The organism is Luteolibacter pohnpeiensis, from assembly GCF_016595435.1.
Taxonomy (GTDB): Bacteria; Verrucomicrobiota; Verrucomicrobiia; order Verrucomicrobiales; family Akkermansiaceae; genus Luteolibacter; species Luteolibacter pohnpeiensis.
On sequence record NZ_JAENIJ010000044.1, the window covers coordinates 1 to 22,464 of the forward strand.

21 protein-coding genes and 1 pseudogene are annotated in these 22,464 nt (G+C 54.3%); all 22 read left to right on the forward strand.

Annotated features, from left to right (window positions below; genetic code table 11):
• Positions 1–717 (forward strand): annotated as a pseudogene (locus JIN85_RS18070) (hypothetical protein); the annotation flags it as partial.
• Between the two features lie 222 nt (positions 718–939).
• The gene (xseA, locus tag JIN85_RS18075; protein ID WP_200273435.1) at positions 940–2,328 is read left to right on the forward strand and encodes an exodeoxyribonuclease VII large subunit; all 1,389 of its coding nucleotides are present in this window, start codon (positions 940–942) and stop codon (positions 2,326–2,328) included.
• Between the two features lie 21 nt (positions 2,329–2,349).
• Positions 2,350–3,141, forward strand: a complete 792-nt coding sequence (locus JIN85_RS18080) for a glutaminyl-peptide cyclotransferase (protein ID WP_200273437.1) — start codon at positions 2,350–2,352, stop codon at positions 3,139–3,141.
• An 80-nt stretch (positions 3,142–3,221) separates the two neighbouring features.
• Positions 3,222–3,557 (forward strand): hypothetical protein, encoded by a 336-nt coding sequence (locus tag JIN85_RS18085; RefSeq protein ID WP_200273439.1) that lies wholly within the window; start codon positions 3,222–3,224, stop codon positions 3,555–3,557.
• A gap of 35 nt (positions 3,558–3,592) precedes the next feature.
• Positions 3,593–3,715, forward strand: a complete 123-nt coding sequence (locus JIN85_RS21710) for a hypothetical protein (protein ID WP_267906692.1) — start codon at positions 3,593–3,595, stop codon at positions 3,713–3,715.
• Between the two features lie 197 nt (positions 3,716–3,912).
• Entirely contained in the window at positions 3,913–4,623 is a 711-nt protein-coding gene (locus tag JIN85_RS18090) for a cytochrome c3 family protein (RefSeq protein ID WP_200273440.1), read from the forward strand.
• A 50-nt stretch (positions 4,624–4,673) separates the two neighbouring features.
• On the forward strand, positions 4,674–8,033 hold the full coding sequence (locus JIN85_RS18095; RefSeq protein WP_200273442.1) for a TAT-variant-translocated molybdopterin oxidoreductase: 3,360 nt from the start codon (positions 4,674–4,676) through the stop codon (positions 8,031–8,033).
• A gap of 44 nt (positions 8,034–8,077) precedes the next feature.
• Positions 8,078–9,574: an NrfD/PsrC family molybdoenzyme membrane anchor subunit gene (nrfD, locus tag JIN85_RS18100; RefSeq protein ID WP_200273444.1), complete on the forward strand. Its 1,497-nt coding sequence runs from the start codon at positions 8,078–8,080 to the stop codon at positions 9,572–9,574.
• A 33-nt stretch (positions 9,575–9,607) separates the two neighbouring features.
• Positions 9,608–10,162 (forward strand): DUF3341 domain-containing protein, encoded by a 555-nt coding sequence (locus JIN85_RS18105; protein WP_200273446.1) that lies wholly within the window; start codon positions 9,608–9,610, stop codon positions 10,160–10,162.
• Between the two features lie 38 nt (positions 10,163–10,200).
• Positions 10,201–10,857, forward strand: a complete 657-nt coding sequence (locus JIN85_RS18110) for a c-type cytochrome (RefSeq protein WP_200273448.1) — start codon at positions 10,201–10,203, stop codon at positions 10,855–10,857.
• A gap of 20 nt (positions 10,858–10,877) precedes the next feature.
• Positions 10,878–12,188: a hypothetical protein gene (locus JIN85_RS18115; protein ID WP_200273450.1), complete on the forward strand. Its 1,311-nt coding sequence runs from the start codon at positions 10,878–10,880 to the stop codon at positions 12,186–12,188.
• A 31-nt stretch (positions 12,189–12,219) separates the two neighbouring features.
• On the forward strand, positions 12,220–12,975 hold the full coding sequence (locus JIN85_RS18120) for a c-type cytochrome (RefSeq protein WP_200273452.1): 756 nt from the start codon (positions 12,220–12,222) through the stop codon (positions 12,973–12,975).
• A 29-nt stretch (positions 12,976–13,004) separates the two neighbouring features.
• Complete coding sequence (locus tag JIN85_RS18125; RefSeq protein WP_200273454.1) at positions 13,005–14,501, forward strand: cbb3-type cytochrome c oxidase subunit I; 1,497 nt, start codon at positions 13,005–13,007, stop codon at positions 14,499–14,501.
• Positions 14,502–14,527: 26 nt separating this feature from the next.
• Positions 14,528–15,229 carry a cytochrome c family protein gene (locus JIN85_RS18130; RefSeq protein ID WP_200273456.1) on the forward strand — a complete coding sequence of 234 codons (702 nt, stop codon included), beginning with the start codon at positions 14,528–14,530 and terminating at the stop codon, positions 15,227–15,229.
• A gap of 34 nt (positions 15,230–15,263) precedes the next feature.
• A complete protein-coding gene (locus JIN85_RS18135; protein ID WP_200273458.1) occupies positions 15,264–16,049 on the forward strand; it encodes a c-type cytochrome in 786 nt (261 codons plus the stop codon).
• Between the two features lie 42 nt (positions 16,050–16,091).
• On the forward strand, positions 16,092–17,993 hold the full coding sequence (locus JIN85_RS18140) for a cytochrome c oxidase subunit I (protein WP_200273460.1): 1,902 nt from the start codon (positions 16,092–16,094) through the stop codon (positions 17,991–17,993).
• 56 nt (positions 17,994–18,049) lie between these two features.
• Positions 18,050–19,651 carry a cytochrome c oxidase subunit 3 gene (locus tag JIN85_RS21480; protein WP_234047506.1) on the forward strand — a complete coding sequence of 534 codons (1,602 nt, stop codon included), beginning with the start codon at positions 18,050–18,052 and terminating at the stop codon, positions 19,649–19,651.
• Between the two features lie 40 nt (positions 19,652–19,691).
• Positions 19,692–20,105 carry a cytochrome C oxidase subunit IV family protein gene (locus JIN85_RS18155; protein WP_200273462.1) on the forward strand — a complete coding sequence of 138 codons (414 nt, stop codon included), beginning with the start codon at positions 19,692–19,694 and terminating at the stop codon, positions 20,103–20,105.
• Between the two features lie 23 nt (positions 20,106–20,128).
• A complete protein-coding gene (locus JIN85_RS18160) occupies positions 20,129–20,329 on the forward strand; it encodes a hypothetical protein (RefSeq protein WP_200273464.1) in 201 nt (66 codons plus the stop codon).
• A gap of 12 nt (positions 20,330–20,341) precedes the next feature.
• On the forward strand, positions 20,342–20,557 hold the full coding sequence (locus tag JIN85_RS18165; RefSeq protein WP_200273466.1) for a hypothetical protein: 216 nt from the start codon (positions 20,342–20,344) through the stop codon (positions 20,555–20,557).
• A 20-nt stretch (positions 20,558–20,577) separates the two neighbouring features.
• Positions 20,578–21,348, forward strand: a complete 771-nt coding sequence (locus tag JIN85_RS18170; RefSeq protein WP_200273468.1) for a cytochrome c oxidase subunit II — start codon at positions 20,578–20,580, stop codon at positions 21,346–21,348.
• 20 nt (positions 21,349–21,368) lie between these two features.
• Complete coding sequence (locus JIN85_RS18175; protein WP_325109871.1) at positions 21,369–21,698, forward strand: DUF3820 family protein; 330 nt, start codon at positions 21,369–21,371, stop codon at positions 21,696–21,698.
• The last annotated feature ends 766 nt before the right edge of the window (positions 21,699–22,464 follow it).

Sequence of the window (22,464 nt, forward strand, 5' to 3'; positions counted from 1 at the left end):
GCAACTGGAGCAACTGGAGCAACTGGAGCAACTGGAGCAACTGGAGCAACTGGAGCAACTGGAGCAACTGGAGCAACTGGAGCAACCGGAGCAACCGGAGCAACCGGAGCAACCGGAGCAACGGGTCCTGCTGGCATTGATGGAGGTGGTGTGACGGACTGGAGCACGGAGGTTGCGGTGGCAATCACCTCAACCGGAAATGTGACGATACCTAACTACAATACGGTGAATTCCCAGCAGTACCGCACGGTGGGTAATGAAACTGAAGTGCGGGTTAGGTTGATTAATCCATCTACCTTCACTCTAACTGGAACAGGCGACTTCATTTACCATTTGCCGACTGGAGTTCAATTTGATTTGACGCGTTACCCAGCTGTTACCGCTGCATGGTCGCCAAAAAATGGGGGGACACTTCCGGGGAACGATTCTATCATTTGGGCGAAAGGCGGATCAAACTATGACCGCCAAGGGGCGGTTGTAATTGTCCCTTACTCCGCAACGTCTTATCGGGTGATGTTTACCAGAAATGCGGTTTATGACTTCAACTACTCTTCGAATGCGCAGGTGTTTACCAGGTCCCGCATTTTTAATAACGCCTACATTGGTTCCTCAGCCTACGTTCAACTTTATGATACCAGGGAGACCCCTGAAACGACTTGGGGTGAAACGACTTATGGGGAGTTTGCGAGTTGGAGCTGGCAGTTCTCGGTGAACTAAGTCCTAGTCGCAGAGATCCATTGCTTCGCATGAATCACTAGCGGGAGGTGTCGATTCGGCATCTCCCGCTTTTTACAATCACCTCAGTCACGATGCCGGCGGCTTGAGATTTTTCAGTCATTGCAATTTGGGTCACAGGATCAAGGTCAATAGGTGGGTTCCCCGATAAGAAATGCATTTTTTCCTGCTCGCGGTTTCAGTTCGAAAAGCACAGATTCGCGCGTGGATTTGTTTTCGAGATCGGCGGGGGACGGTTCCCGCAAACCGGATGGAGCGAAGGCGGTTTCAGTGACGCAGCTGTTGCGGCGGATGCGGAACCTGCTGGAAGTCCAGATCGGGGAATTATGGATCGAGGGAGAAGTCTCGAATCTGAAGAAACAGGGCAGCGGCCACTGGTATTTTTCGCTGAAGGATGAGGGGGCGCAAATCCAGTGCGCGATGTTTTCCGCTCGGCGGCGCGAAGGTGCGCAGGCGCTTGAGGACGGGGCCAAGGTGCAGGTTTTTGCAGAAGCCAGTGTTTATGAGGCTCGTGGCCAATTGCAGGTGATCGTGCAAAAGGTCGAGCGTGCGGGGGCAGGGGACTTGCAGGCGCGGTTCGAGGCGCTCAAACGCAAACTGCAGGCGGAAGGATTATTCGATGCTGCCAGAAAAAAGCCGATTCCGGCGTTTCCGCAGGTGGTTGGCATTGTCACTTCGGAAACCGGAGCGGCAATTCGTGATATTTTGAATGTGTTGCAGCGACGCGCACCCTGGGTTCAGCCGGTGTTGCTGCCGGTGCGGGTGCAGGGGCGTGGGGTCGAGCGTGAAATTGCGCACGCGATCAACCAGCTGGGCCGGGCGCAGGATTTTGGATTTCCAGTTTGTGATGTGCTGATCGTCGGCCGTGGCGGTGGATCGCTGGAGGATCTTTGGTGTTTCAACGAGGAAATCGTGGCGCGTGCGATAGCTGCCTGCCCGGTTCCGGTGATTTCGGCGGTGGGTCATGAGATTGACTTTACCATTGCGGACTTTGTCGCGGATTTGCGTGCGCCGACACCAAGTGCGGCCGCTGAGCTGGCGGTGCCGGACGGCGTGGAACTGCTGGCGAAGTTGCAACAGTCAAGACGTCGCATGATGCGGCGGGTCGCGGAGCGGCTGGAGCAATCGGCCGCCGTGATCGAGGGGCTGCGCCGAGGTGCGCTGCGTAAGGATGGGGAGCGCTTGTTGCGCGAGCCGGTCATGCGGTTAGATCACCTGCGCGGTCGGCTTGAAACTGCGGCCCGGGTGGGAATCGAAGCCTCAGCCGGAAAATTGGCGGAAGTTAAAACCCAGCATGCGGCGATGCACCCTGCGCGGGTGGTGGAGCGTCGATTGGAACAAATGCAGGTGCTGCGCGAGCGATTGCAAAGAAGCGGGGTGGAAGCGCTGGATCGGCAAGCGGAGCGAATGGCTGGCTTGCGCGGTCTGTTGCGGACGCTCGGGCCGGAATCCGCATTCCAGCGCGGGTTTTCGATCACCCTGGATCCTGCGGGTCGAGTGCTTCGTTCGGTCCACGCCCTTAAAAACGGTGAGCTGATTCGGACCAAGCTGGCGGATGGTGAAATCCAGAGTCGGATCGAAGCCGGTGAATGATTTTCGGTTAATGCATGATATATGAAAACGATGATTCGTAATTTCCTGACCCTTTGGGTGATGCCGTTGGTGGCGAGTTTTGCCCTATTTGGGTGTAAATCCGGCGGTGAGGTGCCGGTCAATTTGGGCTACGAGGTCATTTCGGTGGTGCCGCATGACATAGGGGCTTACACCCAAGGATTGCAGATCAAAGATGGCCGGATGTTCGAAAGTACCGGGCAATATGGGGAGTCGACCTTGCGCGAGCTGGAAAAGGAAACGGGCAAGGTGCTCCGCAAGCGGTCGTTCCCGGCTTCCATTTTCGGCGAAGGGATCACTCTGCACCAAGGCGAACTTTGGATGCTGACCTGGCAGGAGGAAAAGGGCTTTGTCCTGGACCCGGAAACCTTCAAGCAAATCCGGCAGTTTCACTACAAGGGGGAAGGCTGGGGGCTCACCAGCAATGGCACGGACCTGATCATGAGCGATGGCGGATCGGCGCTGGATTTTGTCAACGGGGCTGACTTTTCGGTGAAGAAAAGCGTGGAAGTGACTAATCAGGGCCGTTCTTTGCGCGCTCTGAACGAACTGGAATATGTGGGTGGCTCCGTATTTGCCAACATTTACATGACCGATCGGATTGCGAGGATCGATCCGGAATCCGGAGCTGTCACAGGGTGGTTGGACCTGTCAGGACTGCGGAGCCGTCTGCCGCAATCGAATCGTGCTGAGGTGCTCAATGGGGTGGCCTATGACGAAAAGACCGGCCATTTCTGGGTCACTGGAAAATACTGGCCGCAAATGTTCGAGATCAAACTGGCCGAGCCGAAATAGCGGGCGCTGGAGGCCCTGATTTGGCGTAGTTTGCGGGAGATCAGGCTTCTCAAAATCACGCGGTGGTCTAGTTTTTCCGCATGGGTAATTCCGATATGAGTTGGATGGCGATGGTTCCGTTGTGGGGATGTGCGGGGATGTTGGTGATTTTGCTCTGGCAAGTCACCAGACTGAGTGCTCGCGTCCGTGGATTGGAGCGCTCGCTGACTTCTGCACCGGAACGAACCAAGTCGACTCACGGCACCCCGGAGTCTACGGAGGAAGAAGCACCATCCGGCATCGAGACCTCTCCAGGCGGCGCGTTTGAGGCATTTCTGGAAGAAGATCCCTCGCGTAAATTGTTGAAAAAGAGCGACCAGTTCAAAGCCTACCGCAAATGGCGCCAGGCAAATGGCCTGAATTGGTCGGGTCAATGATGGCGGGTTGAGAGAATAGGCGCAATTGACCGCTGATGGGCTCCATCGATCGTTCGTTTGACGGCGGAATGATGGCTGAAAATGGGTTTCGCGGTTCGACTAACCGCAATATTGGCCTGATTCATCTGAATGAAACATTTGTCCGTCAAATTTTCTGAAGGCGTAAGATCCTGATGATAACTGGGCGTCGCCGTAATTTCGAAACTTTCTGAGCAATTTTCCTCTTTTTGGCATTGCAAGCTGAAGACTCATTGGCATTCTCGGCCCGCCCGAGCCCTCCTCTGAGGGTTCCTCCGAAAACCGCTTGTGAAAAATTTCACAAGCCCTAAAACAGCCGCAACGAACCGCCCGTCACATGGCAAATTTTTTCCCACGCTGGTCGAATCTACTCCCGCTCAAAATCGCTGTTTGTGCCGGCGCTGCCGTCGGAGGAATCGCCCTGGCATTTTCCTACTACGCTACTCCAAAAACCTTGGTGGCCGGATACCAGCCTACACAGCCGATTCCCTTCTCGCACAAGATCCACGTTGATCAAATCGGTCTGGACTGCCGTTACTGCCACTCGTTCGTGGATGTTTCCGGTCATTCCAACGTGCCAACCGGGAATACTTGCTGGAACTGCCACCAGCACGTGCAGCGCGAAAGTCCGAAGCTCGCTCCGCTTCATCGCTCACTGGATAAGAGCTATCCGGGTTACGACGGGAAGCCCATCGAATGGGTGCGGGTTCACAAGGCTCCGGATTACGTTTATTTCAACCACTCCGCTCACTTGAACCGCGGTATTTCCTGCCAAAGCTGCCACGGCCGCATTGATCAGATGGAAGTGGTTTACCAAGTCGAGTCGCACTCGATGGGCTGGTGCCTCGAGTGTCACCGGGCTCCTGAGAAGAATCTCCGTCCACTGGAAGAGGTCTTCAATCTCAAGTATGACGCTCAACAATACATCGATCAGCACCCTGGTGAGATGACCGAATTGGGAGTCAAAACCACTGAAGATCTGGGTCTGAAGCTCAAGGCGCAATTCAATGTGAATCCGAAGATGAGCTGCTCCACCTGCCACCGTTGATCGATCTACCGATCCTGTTTCCTAAGATTTCAATATTTCCGTAGTCCGACATGAGTAAACGCATCCTGCACCATCCCGAAAAGCCATCCGACGCAAGCACCATCGCGTGGCGCAGTCAGGGCCAGCTTGAGGATACTCCAAGCTTCCGTGAATGGCTGGAACGAGAATTTCCTCAGGGTGCCGCTGAAATGGCGGACGAAAGTGAGTGCGAAACTTCCCGTCGTTCTTTCCTGAAGCTCATGGGCGCATCCACCGCTCTTGCCGGTTTCGGCATGATGGCCTGCCGTCGGCCTGAGTCCTACATTGTTCCTTACACTCACGCACCAGAGTGGGTGATTCCTGGTAAGGCTACCTATTATGCCTCCAGCATGCCGCGCTCCGGTGGCGCGACACCTTTGGTCGTCACCACTTTCGAAGGTCGTCCAACGAAGTTGGCTCCCAACGAAATCCATCCGGATAACGAAGGTACGGATGCGATCGCTCAAGCGTCAGTGCTTGATCTTTACTCGCCATCCCGCTCCCGGGCGATTTTGAAATCCGGCAAGAAGGCCAAACGGGCCGATCTTGATCAGGTGATCGCCGGACTCGCCACCAACAAGGCTGCCAAAGTGGGCTTCTTGTTTGGCGCGGATGACAGTCCTACCCGCAACCGCCTGCGTGCAAAGCTCGCCAGCAAGTTTTCTGCGGCCAAGTTCTACCAATATGAAGCGCTCACCGGCGATGCAAGCGTCGCAGTTGGTGATGGCGTGAAGCTGGGTGTGGATTTCGCCAAGGCTGACATCATTCTTTCTCTGGATTGTGACTTCACCTGCCTGGACTCCCAAGGTCCAGTTTCTGCGTTTTATGACCGCCGCAAGCCGGAAGGTCGGGATTACTCCCAAAAGCCGGACCAATCCAAAATGAACCGCCTCTACATGGTGGAGGCAGCCTACTCCCTCACCGGTGGTATGGCGGATCACCGCCTGCGTGTTTCGGTTAGTGAAATCCCAGCGATCGCCGCACAGATCGCCAAGGAATTGGGAGCCTCCGTTCCTGGTGGTCTCCCAGCTGTCACTGAGGAGAAGCAGCTCAAATGGATCAAGGGCCTGGCAGACGATCTGAAGAGCAAGCGTGGTAAATCGGCGGTTGTTGCCGGTTCCCGCCAGCCGGCTGCGGTTCATCATCTGGCTCTCGCGATCAACCAAGCTCTCGGCAACCTCGGTGGCAACGGTCCTGTCACAGCCTACCAAACCGAAAATACCGGCCTCGGCACTCTTGCCTCCCTCAAAGCGGATATCGATGGCGGCGTGATCGACACCCTGTTGGTGCTGACTCCATCGAATCCAGTTTACGATGCGCCTGCCGATCTGGATTTCGCTTCCAGCTACGCCAAATTGGCCACCAGCATTCATCTTGGCGGCCGGACCGACGCGACTGCGTTTGCTTCCACCTGGCACATTCCGGCAGCACACTATTTGGAGTCCTGGAGTGATGCTCGCACTTCCCGCGGGGTTTACACCATCGTTCAACCGATGATCCTCCCGCTCTATCCGGACTGTGTTTCAGACTTGGAGTTGATGGTCGCGCTTTTGACCGATGACGGAAAATTCCTCAACGGTGAAGGCAACAGCGGTGCTGCTTCCCCGGCCTATGACGAAGTCCGTGCGACCTTTGAAGGAATCGGCGGAAAAGGGGAGGCGCCTTGGAAAAAGCTGCTGCGCGATGGCTTCGTCGCCGATTCCGGTTACAAAACCACCACTCCAAAAGCATCCGCTTCGGTGGCCAAGGATTTTGCCGCAGTCGCCGGATTTGCCGCACCAACGATTGATTCTCTCGATGTGGTTTTCGCGACCGATGCCTCGATCCTCGACGGTCGTTACATCGATAACGGATGGTTGCAGGAAGCTCCCGATCCGATTTCGAAACTTTCATGGGATAACGCCGCTCTGATCGCTCCGAAAACCGCCAAGGCTCTTGGTATCTATGACGAGGTGATCGCTCTGGAGCCAGTTAGCCCTTACACCGGCATGAAGAACGCTCCGCGTTCCCCGGACAATGAAGCGCAGAAGCGCACCGCTCGGATGATCCGCGTCGAGGTCAACGGAAAGACTTTGGAGCTGCCGATGCTGATCGCCTTCGGTCAGGCTGAAAATACCGTGGTGATATCCCTCGGATATGGCCAAGGCTTCGATGACGAAGACGAGTTGAAGCGCGGACCGAAAAACGCAGCTCATGTTGGCTTGGTCGGAGTGAACCGCGGCTTCAATGCTTATCCTCTCAGAACTTCGGCCAGCTCTTACTTCGCCAAGGGTGCGAAAGTGACGAATCTCGAAGGCAAGCGTTATTCGGTGGCATTGGTTCAAGAGCATAACTCCATGTATGGCCGCGCGCTCGCTCGTGAGATCTCGACCATGACCGACGACAAGAAGGGTGATTTTTCCGCTCAGCTTGCCGGAGTGTCGAAGCAGGGTGTCGATGCTCACGCTGAAAAGCCGATTTCACTTTATCAATCGAAGGACCGCAAGGGACAGCCACTCCTCAGCGACCCGCTTCATCAGTGGGCCATGGCGATCGACCTTTCCGCCTGCTCGGGTTGTAACGCTTGCTTGGTCGCTTGCCAGGCGGAGAACAACATTCCGATTGTCGGCAAACGACAAGTTGCCATGGGCCGGGAAATGCACTGGATCCGCATGGATCGCTATTTCGCCGCTCAGGATGATCCAAAAGCCGATGCAGATAACCCGGCCATGGTTCCTCAGCCGGTAGCTTGTATGCAGTGCGAAAAGGCACCTTGCGAAACGGTTTGTCCAGTTAATGCCACGGTTCACTCCGAGGACGGCCTCAACGCCATGGCCTACAACCGATGCATCGGAACCCGCTATTGCGCGAACAACTGCCCGTATAAGGCCCGTCGCTTCAATTTCTTTGACTACAACAAGCGCAATCCGCTCATCGCCAATAACCTCTACAAAGGTCCATTCGGTGAAAAACAAGTTGGCGCAGCTCCTCACCTTCAGAAGAATCCGAACGTTACCGTCCGGATGCGGGGTGTGATGGAAAAATGCACCTACTGCGTGCAACGCATCAAGGATGCGGTCATTCGCCAGAAAGCAACCACCAAAGAGCAAGTGCTTGAGGCTGGTAAGCCTTCTCCTGAGGTCAAGATCGCCAATCAATCACTGCGTGTGCCGGTTGACTCCTTCAAGGTCGCTTGCCAGGAGGCTTGTTCCGCTGGGGCGATCAGCTTCGGTAACCAGAAAGATGGTGCTGCGTCCCGTATGAACCGGGCCAAGGCATCGGATCGTAACTATCAATTGCTGAATTACATTGGCACTATTCCACGCACCAGCTACCTGGCCCGCGTCAAGAATCCGAATCCAGCGATGCCGGACGCTCCGTTCATCGGCAAGGCAACGATCGACATGGTTTGATCCTCAATTTGTTCATCTTCTCCTAAACTCGCATTTTCCCAGACATGGCATCCACCACCCAGAACGCTCCGGCCACCACCCCGGAAATCAAGCTCCCGGTGCTCCAGCGTGAAAAGCTGATCCTCAATCAACGGTCCTACCACTGGATCACGGATCGGATCTGCAGCGTTGTTGAAAACAAGCAACCGTTGCTTTGGTGGTTGCTGTTCATCCCATCGGCCCTGATGGCTCTCATCGGTGTGGTGGGTGGACTGACTTATCTGGTTTCGACAGGTGTCGGTGTCTGGGGGATGACCAACCGGGTTTTCTGGGGATGGGATATCACCAACTTCGTGTTCTGGATCGGTATCGGTCACGCTGGAACCCTGATTTCCGCGGTGCTTTTCCTGACGCGCCAAAACTGGCGGACCTCGATTAACCGTGCGGCGGAAGCGATGACGATTTTCGCGGTATGCTGCGCCGGTATTTTCCCTGCCTTCCACGTCGGCCGGGTCTGGTTCGCCTGGTTCCTTGCACCTGTTCCTAACGCGAACGGCATTTGGCAGAACTTCAAATCACCACTCCTTTGGGACGTGTTCGCGGTTTCCACCTACTTTACCGCATCGGTGATCTTCTGGTATCTCGGCATGGTTCCTGACCTCGCAACCATCCGCGACCGCTGCAAACCAGGTCTTCGCAAGCTCCTTTACGGAATCTTCTCACTCGGCTGGAGAGGCGGTAATCGCCAGTGGAGCCACTACGAAATGGCTTACCTCTTGCTCGCTTCACTTTCGACTCCACTCGTGCTCTCCGTGCACTCGGTTGTGTCCTTCGACTTCGCCACCTCGGTGGTGCCAGGCTGGCACACCACGATCTTCCCTCCATACTTCGTGGCAGGCGCGATCTTCGGTGGCTTCGCAATGGTGCTCACCATCATGATCCCAGCCCGTTACATCTACGGTCTGCAGGACATGATCACCATGAAGCACATCGATAACATGGCGAAGATCATCCTCTTGACCGGCACGATCGTGGGTTACGCCTACCTGATGGAGCTCTTCGTGGCCTTCTACTCCGGTGCGATTTATGAGATGTCCGCCTTCAAATACCGCCTGGCGGGTCCTCACTGGTGGGCCTATGCGGCCATGATGAGCTGCAACGTGCTTTCCCCGCAGATCTTCTGGTTCAAATGGTGCCGCGAAAACCTCTGGGTTGTCATGATTGTCGCCATGTTCGTGAACGCAGGGATGTGGTTCGAGCGCTTCGTGATCATCGTCACCACCCTTGAGCGCATGTTCCTTCCAGGTGACTGGAAAACCTACAGCCCTTCCGGTGTCGAAATGATGATCTTCGTCGGAACGATCGGCATGTTCCTCGCCCTGTTCCTGTTGTTCCTCCGCTTCCTCCCATGCATCAACATTGCGGAAGTCAAATGGACCCTGCTGGAGTCCGATCCACACTTTGATGATAAGGAGCATCACCCTGATCACGGAATCGTCGCTTCCGCTGCTTACCAACACGAAGTGGCCACCTCCTACGGCAATGCCGCCGACGCCAAGTAATTCCTTCAGACCGCAACTTTCCGTCCACTTTACATGAGCACCACCCGCAAACGCGTTTACGGCTACTTGGCCGAATTCAAGAGCGCTTCCGCCCTATACAAAGCCGCGGAGCAAATCCGAGACGCCGGATTCCGGAAATGGGACTGCTATTCCCCATATCCGATTCACGGATTGGATAGTGCGATGGGCCTGAAACGGTCGATCCTTCCTTGGTTCGTCTTCTGTGGCGGCATCACTGGAACCGCAACCGCGTTTACCTTGGCTTACACCACACAGGTTGTGATTTATCCAACGGTGGTCCAGGGGAAGCCGGCAAACCTTTTCACCACGGCAGCTTTCTTCCCGGTGATGTTCGAGCTGACGATTCTGTTCTCGGTTTTGACCGTGCTGTTCGGAGTGCTCGCCTTGATGCAATTGCCTCGACTCAATCACCCGCTCTTCGCAAGTCGGCAATTCCAGCGCGTCACTGACGATGGATTCTTCATCGCCATCGAAGCTCGCGATCCAAAGTTCAGCCCTTCCGGAACCAAAGATCTTCTTGGAGAAATCGGCGGAGCAAACATCGAACTCGTTGAAGAAGAGGACTGATCGTCCGGACCTCCTAATTCCTAATTTCCTACTTACAGATGCGCTACTTCTTCCTCGCCTACGCGATCATCGCGGTGCTTGTCGTCGGAATCTTCGGATTTCGCGGTCAGCATTTCTCGAAACCACCGATCCGGATTTTCCCGGACATGGACGAACAAGACAAGTTGAGGCCCCAAAAGCCGGATTCCTTCTTTGCAGACGGATATGGCGAACGCCAACCCGTCGAAAACACTCAACCACGTGGATTCAATCCAGAAGGTGAGCGCGTCATCGGTGGCATCCCTGAATACGAGTTCGGTGGCCAAACGGGTTACTACTACACCGGCCACATCGGTGACTACTACGGCACTGGAATGCCGGAAGAACTCAAGCTCACTGCTGAAAATACGGAGGCTTTGATCCGCCGCGGGCAAGAACGGTTCAACATCAATTGCTCACCTTGCCACGGAATCTCCGGGAACGGTCAAGGTATGACCAGTCACTTCGGCGTTCCTGGCATCGCCAACCTGCTTGGTGACCCATACAAAACCGGCACTTACCCAGATGGCCGTATTTTCGAAGTGATCACCCACGGCAAAGGCCAGATGGGAGCTTACGGACCGAACGTTTCCGTTCGTGACCGCTGGGCAATCATTTCCTACGTCCGGACGCTGCAAGCCGCCAAACAGATGAAGACTGCTGCCGCCGGCAAATAATTTTCCTGAACCCGATCGAGATGTCACACCACGTTACTTCCGCAGATATCGCCATCCATGGTGATCACTTGGATCAATCCAAAATCGCCAAGGTAAAATCGATTGCTGGCAAGATTGCCGTCGTCGGAACGGTGATCAGCCTTATCCTGCTTTTCGCCGCACCAGAAAAAGTTAAAGGCTGCTATGCCTACTCCTGGGTGTTTGCTTTTTACTTCTTCCTGACTCTTTCGATTGGCGGGGTTTTCTGGACACTTCTCCACAACGTCTCGAACTCAGGGTGGGGGACTTCAGTCCGCCGGATTTTCGAAAACCTCGGTTCGACTTACATCCCGATGGTCCTCTTCGGCATCCCACTGCTTTGCCCACCGGTTCAGCATTACCTCTACGAGTGGATGAACATCCATCGTGAGGCTAGCGGAAATGTCCATGAGTGGCTTGGAGCGCATCATCACACCTTGCTTTTCAATAAGTATTGGTACATGAACCTCCCATTCTGGTATGGCCGTGCATTGTTCTACATGGTCGGACTCAGCTTGGTGATCTTCAGCTTGCGCAAGCTCTCCACCGATCAGGACACCGATCCGAACCCAGGTGTGAAGCGTCTGCTTAAGGCTCGGTTCCACTCGACCTACACGCTGATCATTTTCGCTCTCACCATTACCTTCACCGGTTTCGACTTCGTGATGGGCTTGGATTACAAATGGTTCTCCACCATGTGGGGAGTTTACCTCTTTGCCGGTTCCGCACTGAACTCGATGGCAGTGATCATTCTGATCGCAACTTGGTTGAAGAGCCAGGGGCACTTGAAGAACGTGGTCAATGGCGAGCATTTCCACATCATGGGCAAGCTGCTCTTCGCATTCACCGTCTTCTGGGCATACATCACTTTCTCGCAGTTCTTCCTGATCTGGTATGCCAACATGACTGAGGAAACCTCTTACTTCCTCACTCGTAACACCGGCGGCTGGAATGCTGCGATGCTCACCTTGGTCTTCTGTCACTTCGTCGTCCCGTTCGTCGTTCTCCTCCAAGCTTGGTTGAAGAAGAATCCGAAATTCCTCTCCTGGGTAGCCGCTTACACACTTGTCATGCACGTGCTGGATCACTACATCATCACCATTCCTGAGCGCGGTGTTTCGCTTGGAAATATCGACCCTGGAACATTCGGTGAGATTCAGGTTTCGATACCACATGCCTTCTGGGGTGACATCTTCGCCTTCATCACCATCGGCTCGGCCTTCTTGTTCTTCCTGCTCCGCGCACTTGGTCAGCACTCCTTGTATCCAAACCGCGATCCACGCATCCTGGAATCTGCAAACATGAGCAACTGATCCCGATCTCCTTTCGTAAATCTTCTCTCAAATGGACCCATCCCGCGACAAACCGTTCACCCGCTTTACCACCTTTTGGTGGGGCCTTGGAACCTTCCTGATTTTCGCCGTCGCACTCGGCGTCATCTGGTTCTTCAATCAGAAGCCTGCCGAAAACATGGAGGAAAAGGCAGCGGAGGCCCGCTATGCCACCAAGGAGGAAGTCTTCAAGGCACAAACCGCGGAGCTCAATCCTGACGAAATTAAAAACGCCATGGCTCCAACTGCCAAAACGCTCGCCGCAAGCAAGCCAGCAGCAGTCGAAAAGCCTGAGCAGATTGTTCCCGGATCGCCAACCGCGCTCAAGATTGCAAATCAAGCCCCGGTTGATACCTCCGCCGTCGATGCTGCAACCAACTCCGATGCTCCGATCGATCCGGCAGTGATGGAAATCGGTAAGCAACAATTCATGGTGTGCGCCGCCTGCCACGGTCAAAACGGAGAGGGCACCGCTGCTGCTCCACCGCTTGCAGGATCCGAGTGGGTTTCTGGCCCGGTATCCAATCTGGTTCGTATCCAACTTCGTGGTCTGGCAGGTCCGATCACGGTTGCTGGCACCGATTACAACTTCCCAGCGGGTATGGCTGCACTCAGCTATCAAACCGATGAGCAGATCGCCGGTGTTCTGACCTTCATCCGAAATAGCTTCGGCAACAAAGCCTCTGCGGTAACTCCTGATCAAGTCACTCCTCTTCGCAGTGAAGTCGGCAAGCCGCAGCTTTCCGTCGATGATTTGACCAAGCCCTGACACGCGATCCCCTTTTTCCAATCAAGCAGATGTCTTCCACCACCAGTAACCTGAAAGACGCGCAGATCCGCGCGGAAATCGACCGCTCATTGCGGCACCCCGTCATGTTCTTCATGACCAGCGGTGCTGCCTGGCTCGCGGTATCCATTGTTCTGGCCATCATTTCTTCCGCAAAGGTTCATAGTCCGGGCTTTTTGGATGGTTGCCCCTTCCTGACCTACGGGCGGGTATTTCCGGCCCACATGAATGCCCTCATCTACGGCTGGGGTTTCCAAGCTGCCTTCGCCGCGATCATCTGGTTGATGGCGCGTCTATCCCGCCAGGTCTGCCGCTCCGTCGGCACCATCCTGACTGCAGGTCACGTGTGGAACTTCGGCGTGCTTCTCGGAATGATCGGCATCCTCAGTGGTCACAGCACCGGTGTTTCCTGGATGGAATTCCCGGTGTTTGCCTGGCCGGTCCTGTTGATCAGCTATTTCATCATCGTGATCTGGTCGTTCATCCAATTCCGGGTCCGCAATGCTGACTACGTCTACATCTCCCAGTGGTATTTGATCGCTGCGATGGTCTGGTTCCCATGGGTTTACCTCACGGCTAACATTCTCATCTTCGTAATGACTGGCCATCCGGTGATGGACTATGCGGTCGATGCCTGGTTCAAGTCTGCCTTGATGTTCCTGTTCTTCGTGCCGGTCGCACTCGGAACCGCCTATTACCTCGCACCGAAAGTTACCGGTAAGCCAATCTTCAGCTACTCGCTCGCTAAACTCGGCTTCTGGTCGCTCGCGATCATCGCACCATGGGCTGGTCTTCAAAAGGCAGTTGGAACCCCGATCCCATACTTCCTTCCTTATATCGGCGCTGCTGCAACGACCCTGTTATTCCTGCCTGCACTGTTTAACTCGGTCAACCTCCTGCAGACCACCAAGCAAGCGAAGGAAATCGTCAGCTCCAGCCCGACGCTCCGATTCACCCTCGCGGGTATCGTTGGCCTGCTGATTCTCGGATTTTCCGCGATTCTTCTCAACATGCCGTCCTCGACGCTGCCGCTGACTCAGTTCTCGCTGTCCGGTTATGGCTTCGAAATTCTGGCAATCTACGGATTCTTCAGCTTCATCATGTTCGGCGCGATTTACTTCATCGTTCCTCGCATTACCCGCCGCGAATGGTTGTCGCGCCGTTTGATTTCGATGCACTTCTTCTTCTCGGTTTACGGAATCGTTTTCGTCGCCCTGATCGCCATCTTCGGTGGTCTTCAGCAGGGAGCCGGTCAGGAAGACTGGATGCACGATTGGAGCAGCGCTGCACTCCGCGCACGTCCATACGCCGTTGCGATCACCGTCGCCTGGAGCGCCATCCTCATTTCGAACGTCTTCTTCTTCCTCCACCTGACTTTGATGTGGCTCCGCCTCGGTCGCCGCAGCTCGCACCCGACCTTGTTGGTTTCCCACGAAAGTAGCAGCCCGCACGGTGCCGAAGGTGACATCGATAATGCAGGCCCTGCCAGCCTCCCCGCGCACCACTGAGATCCCGCTATTCCTTCATTCACCCAATGAGCTTAAAAACTTTCATCTTCGGTCTTTCCGCCAGTTTCGGTGTCGCCTGGTTAGCAGTTGTCGTGGTTCCGTATTTCAAAATGCGGGATCTGCAGCCGATTCCGATGAGTGCCGAGCCGGATTCCGGTATCTTCTTCCCGAAACGCACGGGCCGTATTGCTGACGGTGCCTTGGTTTACTCGGAAAACGGATGCTACCTGTGCCACACTCAGGTCATCCGCCCGACCTACGCTGGTAACGATCTTTACCGTCCGGATTGGGGCGGCCTTGCTGCCGACCCGGACCGTGGTGATACTCGCCGCGAGACGAATGCTTTCGATTTCTTCGGTGAATCCTACGCACACATCGGTTTGAACCGCCTTGGCCCAGACCTTTCCAATGTAGGCCGCCGGGTTGAAGAAATTTACGCCAAAGACGGAGATCCTAAGGCTTGGCTTTACAACCATCTCTACAATCCACGCATGCTCCCAGAGCGTCGTGAGTCCGGTTGCCCTTCATTCCGTTTCCTTTTCGATAAACAAAAAATCAACGGAAACCGCAACGCAGAGGCCTTGCCAATCGCGGGGGATGATTCTACGGAACTCGTGCCGAGTTCGGATGCTAAAGCTCTGGTTTCCTATCTGCTCTCGATGAAAAAGGACCAGCCGGTAGCCACTTCGCTCAATTTCGCTCCTGCTAAAAAAGATAGCGATAGCTGAACCACTTTTCCACCACTGCTTCGAAATTCTTCCCATGTCCGATCCGAACTCCAAACCAGACCTCGAGGACTCGATCAACGTGACCGAGGCCCACGGCCGAATCACCCGCGAATTGGCGGCGTCTTCCCGAGAAAAGAAGATCACGGATAACGGCCGCGGTCCAATTTCCCTCTGGATCATTGCTGCTGGCGGTGCTGCCGTATTGATCGCTGGCGGAATTCTTGGTGACGCTGGCAGTTTGTTTGGCGGCACGATGTTCTCTTACAGCTCCATGTTCCGCGCGAACTATGTTCGCAGTGCTGCTCCTGGAGCGGGGGACACGGGTCCTCCTACCAAGCCGGCTCTGGTCGCTTACAGTGCTCGCGGTGCGAAACTTTACTCCGCGAAGTGCAACGGTTGCCACGGAGCCGACGCCAAGGGTGATGGCGCAAACTACCCACCATTGGCCGGATCCAAGTATGTCCTCGGTGAGACCGAACGCTTTGCCATGATCGTCCTGAACGGAATTCACGGTCCAACCAGTAGCGGACGTGATTACGGCGGAACGATGCCAGCCCAAGGACCAGGCATGAGTGCGGCAGACCTCGCCGGCGTCATGACCTACGTCCGTAACAATTTCGGTAACAGTGCCGGCGATGTGGTTACGGTGGCAATGGCAGCCGATGCCATGAAGACTTCCGCAGCCCGCGCCAATGCCGGTCAGGCAGTTACCAGTGAAGAAATCAATGCGGAGCATTTGAAAAATCTTCCGGGCGATCCTCTCGATCCAACGACCTTGGTCAACACGGCTACTCTCGAACCCGCTCCTGCGGCTCCCTAATTCCTTTTAATTCGACCCCAATATTCCGCACATCGGAGACCTATGAGCGCTCAAGCAGAAATTCATTCCGGGCATGATGCCCATCATGACGATCATCATCATCACGAGCCCGGATTTGTGCAGAAATACATTTTCTCCACCGATCACAAGATGATCGGCATCCAGTATGGTCTGACCGCGATGATCTTCCTCGCGATCGGCTTCTACCTGATGATGATGATGCGCTGGAGCATCGCCTATCCACACCAGCCTGTTCCGGGTTGGATGGACTGGATGTTCACTTCGAACTGGAAGGCTCGCTGGCTGTCCGATGGTAAAATCACCGGTGAAACCTACAACATGTTCGGTGCCATGCACGGAACCATCATGGTGTTCCTTGGCATTGTCCCTCTCGGATTCGGTGCCTTCGGCAACTACGTGACACCGCTGCAAATCGGTGCTCCCGACATGGCGTTCCCGAAGCTGAACATGATGAGCTACTGGCTCTACTTCCTCGGTGGCGTGGTCATGTTGGCATCCTTCTTCATGGAGTCCGGTGCTGCAAAATCCGGCTGGACGAACTACTCACCGCTCGCTGGCTTTGCTGACGGCCAGGTGGTCAATCAGTTCCTCGCAGGACAAACCCAGTGGCTCATTGGCTTGGTTCTGTTGATCAGTTCCTCGCTCCTAGGCTCGGTGAACTTCATCACCACCATCATCAACCTCCGCGCTCGCGGCATGACCTGGATGCGCCTGCCTTATTTCGTGTGGGCCATGTTGGTGACTGGTTTCCTTCTGCTTCTTGCATTCCCACCCCTTGAATCCGCTGGTATCATGCAGCTGATGGACCGGGTCGCACACTCGTCCTTCTTCCTCCCATCCGGCCTTTACACCAAGACCGAGGGCTTGGCTGACCTCTCCGGTGGTGGATCGCCACTTCTGTATCAGCACTTGTTCTGGTTCCTCGGCCACCCGGAAGTTTACGTTCTTCTGCTTCCTGCCATCGCATGTGTGGCTGAAATCATTCCTGCCAACACCCGCAAGCCACTCTGGGGCTACAAGTCGATGGTCTACTCGGTGTTGGTTCTCGGATTCCTTTCCTTCATCGTTTGGGCTCACCACATGTATCTCACCGGCATGGGTCCTCTGGTTTCCACCTGGTTCCAGACCACGACCGTGTTGATCTCGATCCCCTCGGTGATTCTGATCACCTCGCTGTTGATCTCGCTCTGGGGTGGTTCGATCCGCTTCACCATACCAATGGTTTGGGCATGCGCCTTCATCCCGATGTTCGGTATTGGCGGTCTCACCGGTCTGCCACTCGCATTCAACCTGGTCGACATGCACTTGCATGACACCTATTACGTCATCGGCCACTTCCACTACGTGGTTGCTCCTGGTATTCTCTTCGGTCTGTTCGCCGGTGTTTACCACTGGTATCCGAAGATCACCGGTCGCTTCATGAGCAACAAATTGGGCCATCTCCACTTCTGGCCTAGCTTGATCTGCATGAACATCATCTTCTTCCCGATGCTCCTGCAAGGTATGGCAGGTTTCCACCGCCGCTGGTATAACGGTGGTGATGCCTACCTCGCGAAAGCTGCAGACAGCACCAACGTTCTCGCAGTTTCGGTGACCAAACACATCGACCTGAACATCCTCATGTCGATGGGTGCATGGACCTTGGCTCTGTCCCAGATCCCATTCTTCATCAACCTCTTCACTTCTTGGAAAATCGGCCGCAAGGTGCAAAGCGACAACCCATGGGACGCCACCACTTTGGAATGGGCCACTCCAACGCCTCCTGGCCACGGCAACTTCCTCACGGAGCCTTCCGTTTACCGCGGACCTTACGAATACAGCCGTCCGGATTGTGACGAGGACTTCCTCCCTCAATGGGTTGAGCCGAAACGCAAGACCGGGACGGAAACCAAGCCCAACGAAACCACTCCAGCCGCCCATTGATCCCGATTGTCCGGGGACGCCGTCAAATGCAAACCGGACGCTAGCTCACTCTCAAAATGGAAATTCCATACATCGTCACCCCGCGCAAGGACACTGGTCTTTACAACGCAAAGATCGCCATCTGGCTCTTCCTTGCGTCGGAAGTCATGCTCTTCGGTGGATTCTTTTCCGCCTACGTCTTCCTTCGGCTCGGCGCCGACTATCCATGGCCTGAACGGGCACTTCCGGTGCTTCCGGGATTGATCAACACCTTCGTGCTGATTCTCTCATCCGTCACGGTGGTTTTTGCTTGGGCTGCCTTGAAAATGCGCCAATGGCGGAGATTCCAGGTTTACATGTCGATCACACTGGTTTGTGCCGTGATCTTCATGATCCTCAAGGGAATGGAATACAACGTGAAGTTCCATCACCAAGCAGTTCGTCTGAAAGACTTCACCGTTCTCGAAGGTCACCTTGGTTTCGAAGAAGAAAACGGAACTCGCGTTAAAGACCACAACGGTCACGACATCGAAGAGAACAAAATCTATGTTAAAGCCAGTGATCTGACTTTCAGCACCGTTCGTTATCACAATGCCTGGGTCAAAGACATCATTGCCCAGGCCGAGCATGAGAAATCGAAGATCACTCTCAGCAAGGATATCAAAGTCATCACCGAACCTGGCAAGCCAGCAGAGTTAATCGCCAAAAAAGGTGACGCGCTTACCCCGAAACTCTTGTCTCAGATTGCCAAGATTCATCTCAAAGCTCGCGCTCACAACAGCGACCTGAAAATTGCAGCCCTCAAAGAGGAATGGAAAAAAGCGAAGAAAGCAAATCCAAGCGCCTCTGATGTGGAACTCTCGCCGAATGTCAACATCGACATGGATGCACTTGCACCCCTGTTGGAAGACGAAATCTCGGCAGTGACTTTCAATGTGGTTCCTGCAGCCAAGCTGCAGTTCAACCCGCGCGACATTGCTGAAGGTGCGACCCAGTCAAAACTTCGCGATGATACCGTGATCAACGGCGAGCTCGAGCCTAGTCCGATGGTTTTCCACTACGTCGATGCGATCGATTTCCAAAACCTGGTCATGAAGGCGCGGGAAAAAGGAATCGACCCTGAGCGCGCGATCGAAAATTCCTGGCTCATCAAAAACAGCCCCTTCGCGAAGGAAGCATGGCAATGGCACCTCGGTGAGGTCGCTAAACTGGAGCAACGCCTCAAGGATAAGTATGGGGTTGATAAGAATAACCAGCCTAAGCGAGTTCCCAACGATAAGGAGCGCTACCGCCTTGGCTGGAAAGACTTCATCGAGAAGAACAAGGTTGAACTCTCTGGCTTCGATAAGTTCAAAGAAGAATTCCTCGGACCCAATTATGAGAAACGCGGCAACGCAACTTTCATGACGTTCAGTCTTCCTCGCGAGCAAGTCCTCCATGCTTCGAAATTCACCCCAGCATGGAATACCTACTACGCTCTCTACTTCACCATTACCGGATTGCACGGCCTTCACGTCATCGGTGGCGCGATTGTGCTGGGATACTACCTATTCTGCGGTCGGAAGATGTATCTCTCCAACCCAGAGTGGCTCGCCAACCGCGTTGAGGTCGGCGGTCTGTTCTGGCACTTCGTTGACCTTGTTTGGATCTTCGTCTTCCCAATCCTCTATTTGATGTAATTGGCACCCGCTCTTAATTTTCTCCTCACGACCTATTATTATGGCCAACTCAGTTGAAGAAATCCAAAAGGCAAAGAAGACCTACCTCATGGTTTTCGCTGCGCTTTTCGCCTGCACCATTCTGACCTATCTCGTCGCCGAATGGGAACCATTGGACATGGGCGGCCATGGATTTGATGGCGTGGATGCCACCATCGGTTTGTTGATCGCCTTATTCAAAGCGAGCCTTGTTGCTTTGATTTTCATGCACCTCAATCACGAGAAAAAAGCGGTCTACTGGATCTTTGGCGGAGCATTTGTCGGTGCAGCAGCTCTCTATCTGCTTACCCACCTTGCGGTTTTCGACCCGATCCACGATACTTACTTCTATGATGGCTCGAAGCCTCGGGTGATCCAGACCGAAGAAGCTGCGCAACCTGCCGCTTCTGACAAAGCTGCCACCGCAACGCCTTGATCTAATTCCAACCCTCACTCGCCATGTCACTCAAAGGATTTCACATCGCTTTTGTAACGATCTGCACGTTCCTCTCAGCGTTTTTCCTTCTTTGGGGACTGGTATTTAGCCGCGATCAACCTTCGTTATCCCTGCCGTTCATCATCATTGGCTCCGTCGGCATGCTGCTGATGCCTGTCTATGGTGTGTATTTTTACCGGAAAGCTTCAAAGATCATCCTCTAACCAACTACCGTCATGTTGTTGAATTCCGTCCTCGCATGCACTTTCTGTGGATTTCACTCCCAGGAAAATCCCAACGACGCTGCCGCTTGGTCGATTTTTTTCCTCCTGATCGTGATTGTTGCGGTTCTCGCAGCTGTGAGCTTCTTCCTTTTCCGCGTGATCAATCGTGAACGTGGCAGTCTAGATCCTTCACTTTGCGACGATTATGTCGCCAGCGAAAGCCACTGATTTCCCATTTTCCATCCACCATGAGTCTCATCAAATTACTCGGGATCCCTGAATCCTATTCCCAACACGGCCCTCAAGTTGATCACCTGATTGAGGTCATCCACTGGTTCATGCTCGCCTTGTTCGTAGGGTGGTCGATCTTCTTCCTTGTCTGTCTCTTCAAGTTCCGCAAATCAAAGAACCCAAAGGCATCCTACCAAGGGGTCCGCAGCCACCTTTCGACCCACTTGGAAATTGGCGTGATACTGATCGAGGCAGTCTTGCTTCTTGGATTCGCTTTCCCACTCTGGGCTGAACGGGTCGATGACTGGAAGACCGTTCAGGAAATGAATCCGACCCGGGTTCGAGTCGTCGGTTGGCAGTTCGGCTGGACTTACCACTATCCAGGTGCTGATGGCAAATTCGGCCGCATTGATCCTCAATTGATTTCTGGAACCAACGAACTCGGCATCGATTACAGCGATCCAAATGCTTTGGACGATTTCACCAGTCCGATTCTGAAATTGCCGGTCAATCGTCCTGCGGTGTTGAACGTCACTTCGAAAGACGTAATTCACAACTACTCGATCGTCCCAATGCGTGCTCAGCAAGACGCGATCCCAGGACAAGAGCATGCGCTCTGGTTTACCCCGATCAAAACCATGGAAACCTACGTCATCTGCGGACAGCTCTGTGGCGAAGGTCATGCCAACATGGTCGGCAGCATGGAAGTTGGCGACGACAAAGAATTCGACCAATGGTTCTCTGAACAAAGTGCAGCTGCGCTGAAAAGTCATCAAGCTACCGAGTAATTGACCTTATCTCTAAATTGGTGAAATCCTTCGATATGGATTTCACCGAGATCGACCGCGAGGACTTCCGGAGACTGCTGGAAGAAATCGCGGTTTCTTTTATGCCATTTGGGAAGTTCGGCCGCAAAGAATATCCCCCGAAAGGTGTCCCGATTATCGATTTACCTCCTGAATACCTCGATTGGTTCAAACAACGAGGCTTTCCCAAAGGGCGCCTCGGTGAACTCATGGCGCAAGTTTACGAGATCAAAGCCGTCGGAATGGATGCCGTGTTTGATCCCATCCGCCAAGTCAATGGCGGCCGCTACAAGCTCCGCAAGCAGCGCCCAAAGCGGTTCGATTTCGAATGATGCCGTTTTTCGATTTCTTATCCTGAAGTTGCCACTTCTGTTTCTTCATCCTGTCCGCATTGAACCGTTCGGAAACGGATGCATGTTCCCACCAGGTGGCTGAAGTTACAATATGCTCGATGCGCGCGGGCTTTCCATGTCACGCTGCCAAAGAACGGGGGTATGAAGACCACCGAGTTCGATGGCAAATCGCCATGGGAATCTACTGTGTTGAGATTTCATCAACGCTTTTGAGCAATCGGCTCCGGTTAGTGAATCGCGAGTATGCGCCACCGATGGATTGTAACATCTCTGTGAAACCAATGGTTGATATCCCCTCGACCGTCGAGATTGATGACCTCGCCTACCACAGGATCAGCCTGAATCCACCGACCGTTACCGAGATAAACAAGGACGTGAACTCCACTCGTGGTGACTGCCAGATCTCCCGGCTGCAATGCTTCGTAATCTAGCGTCTGAATCGCCCCACCTAGTCCAATCGGCTGCGTGTAGTTTCGATACCCTTCACCCAGCGCTTAGGCACTCGCATCGAACCACCATTGTTCAACGTAATCGCGAAAGGCTTGCCCGTTAAAGTGTCGGATTCCGTAAGCCAGTAATGCATCTCGAAGCGCGCGGCGTGGTAATCCCGAACAATCGATACCACGTGAACTCTCTCCTCCCCAAAAATACTGGCTCCTCCTCAAAGATTGGGGACATGAGGCACGGATGCCATCATGTCCCCGATGTTTGTTAACCTAAATTTAGGCCTGAAGGGTTACGACCC

Excerpts from the sequence above, each read along its gene's own strand:
- JIN85_RS18140 (WP_200273460.1), top strand. The coding sequence starts at position 16,092 with ATGAGCGCTCAAGCAGAAATTCATTCCGGGCATGATGCCCATCATGAC.
- JIN85_RS18115 (WP_200273450.1), top strand. The coding sequence starts at position 10,878 with ATGTCACACCACGTTACTTCCGCAGATATCGCCATCCATGGTGATCAC.
- JIN85_RS21710 (WP_267906692.1), top strand. The coding sequence starts at position 3,593 with ATGGGCTCCATCGATCGTTCGTTTGACGGCGGAATGATGGCTGAAAAT.
- JIN85_RS18155 (WP_200273462.1), top strand. The coding sequence starts at position 19,692 with ATGGCCAACTCAGTTGAAGAAATCCAAAAGGCAAAGAAGACCTACCTC.
- JIN85_RS18120 (WP_200273452.1), top strand. The coding sequence starts at position 12,220 with ATGGACCCATCCCGCGACAAACCGTTCACCCGCTTTACCACCTTTTGG.
- JIN85_RS18090 (WP_200273440.1), top strand. The coding sequence starts at position 3,913 with ATGGCAAATTTTTTCCCACGCTGGTCGAATCTACTCCCGCTCAAAATC.
- JIN85_RS18160 (WP_200273464.1), top strand. The coding sequence starts at position 20,129 with ATGTCACTCAAAGGATTTCACATCGCTTTTGTAACGATCTGCACGTTC.
- JIN85_RS18085 (WP_200273439.1), top strand. The coding sequence starts at position 3,222 with ATGGGTAATTCCGATATGAGTTGGATGGCGATGGTTCCGTTGTGGGGA.
- nrfD (WP_200273444.1), top strand. The coding sequence starts at position 8,078 with ATGGCATCCACCACCCAGAACGCTCCGGCCACCACCCCGGAAATCAAG.
- JIN85_RS18130 (WP_200273456.1), top strand. The coding sequence starts at position 14,528 with ATGAGCTTAAAAACTTTCATCTTCGGTCTTTCCGCCAGTTTCGGTGTC.
- JIN85_RS18170 (WP_200273468.1), top strand. The coding sequence starts at position 20,578 with ATGAGTCTCATCAAATTACTCGGGATCCCTGAATCCTATTCCCAACAC.
- JIN85_RS21480 (WP_234047506.1), top strand. The coding sequence starts at position 18,050 with ATGGAAATTCCATACATCGTCACCCCGCGCAAGGACACTGGTCTTTAC.
- JIN85_RS18110 (WP_200273448.1), top strand. The coding sequence starts at position 10,201 with ATGCGCTACTTCTTCCTCGCCTACGCGATCATCGCGGTGCTTGTCGTC.
- JIN85_RS18165 (WP_200273466.1), top strand. The coding sequence starts at position 20,342 with ATGTTGTTGAATTCCGTCCTCGCATGCACTTTCTGTGGATTTCACTCC.
- JIN85_RS18105 (WP_200273446.1), top strand. The coding sequence starts at position 9,608 with ATGAGCACCACCCGCAAACGCGTTTACGGCTACTTGGCCGAATTCAAG.
- JIN85_RS18095 (WP_200273442.1), top strand. The coding sequence starts at position 4,674 with ATGAGTAAACGCATCCTGCACCATCCCGAAAAGCCATCCGACGCAAGC.
- JIN85_RS18125 (WP_200273454.1), top strand. The coding sequence starts at position 13,005 with ATGTCTTCCACCACCAGTAACCTGAAAGACGCGCAGATCCGCGCGGAA.
- JIN85_RS18135 (WP_200273458.1), top strand. The coding sequence starts at position 15,264 with ATGTCCGATCCGAACTCCAAACCAGACCTCGAGGACTCGATCAACGTG.
- JIN85_RS18080 (WP_200273437.1), top strand. The coding sequence starts at position 2,350 with ATGAAAACGATGATTCGTAATTTCCTGACCCTTTGGGTGATGCCGTTG.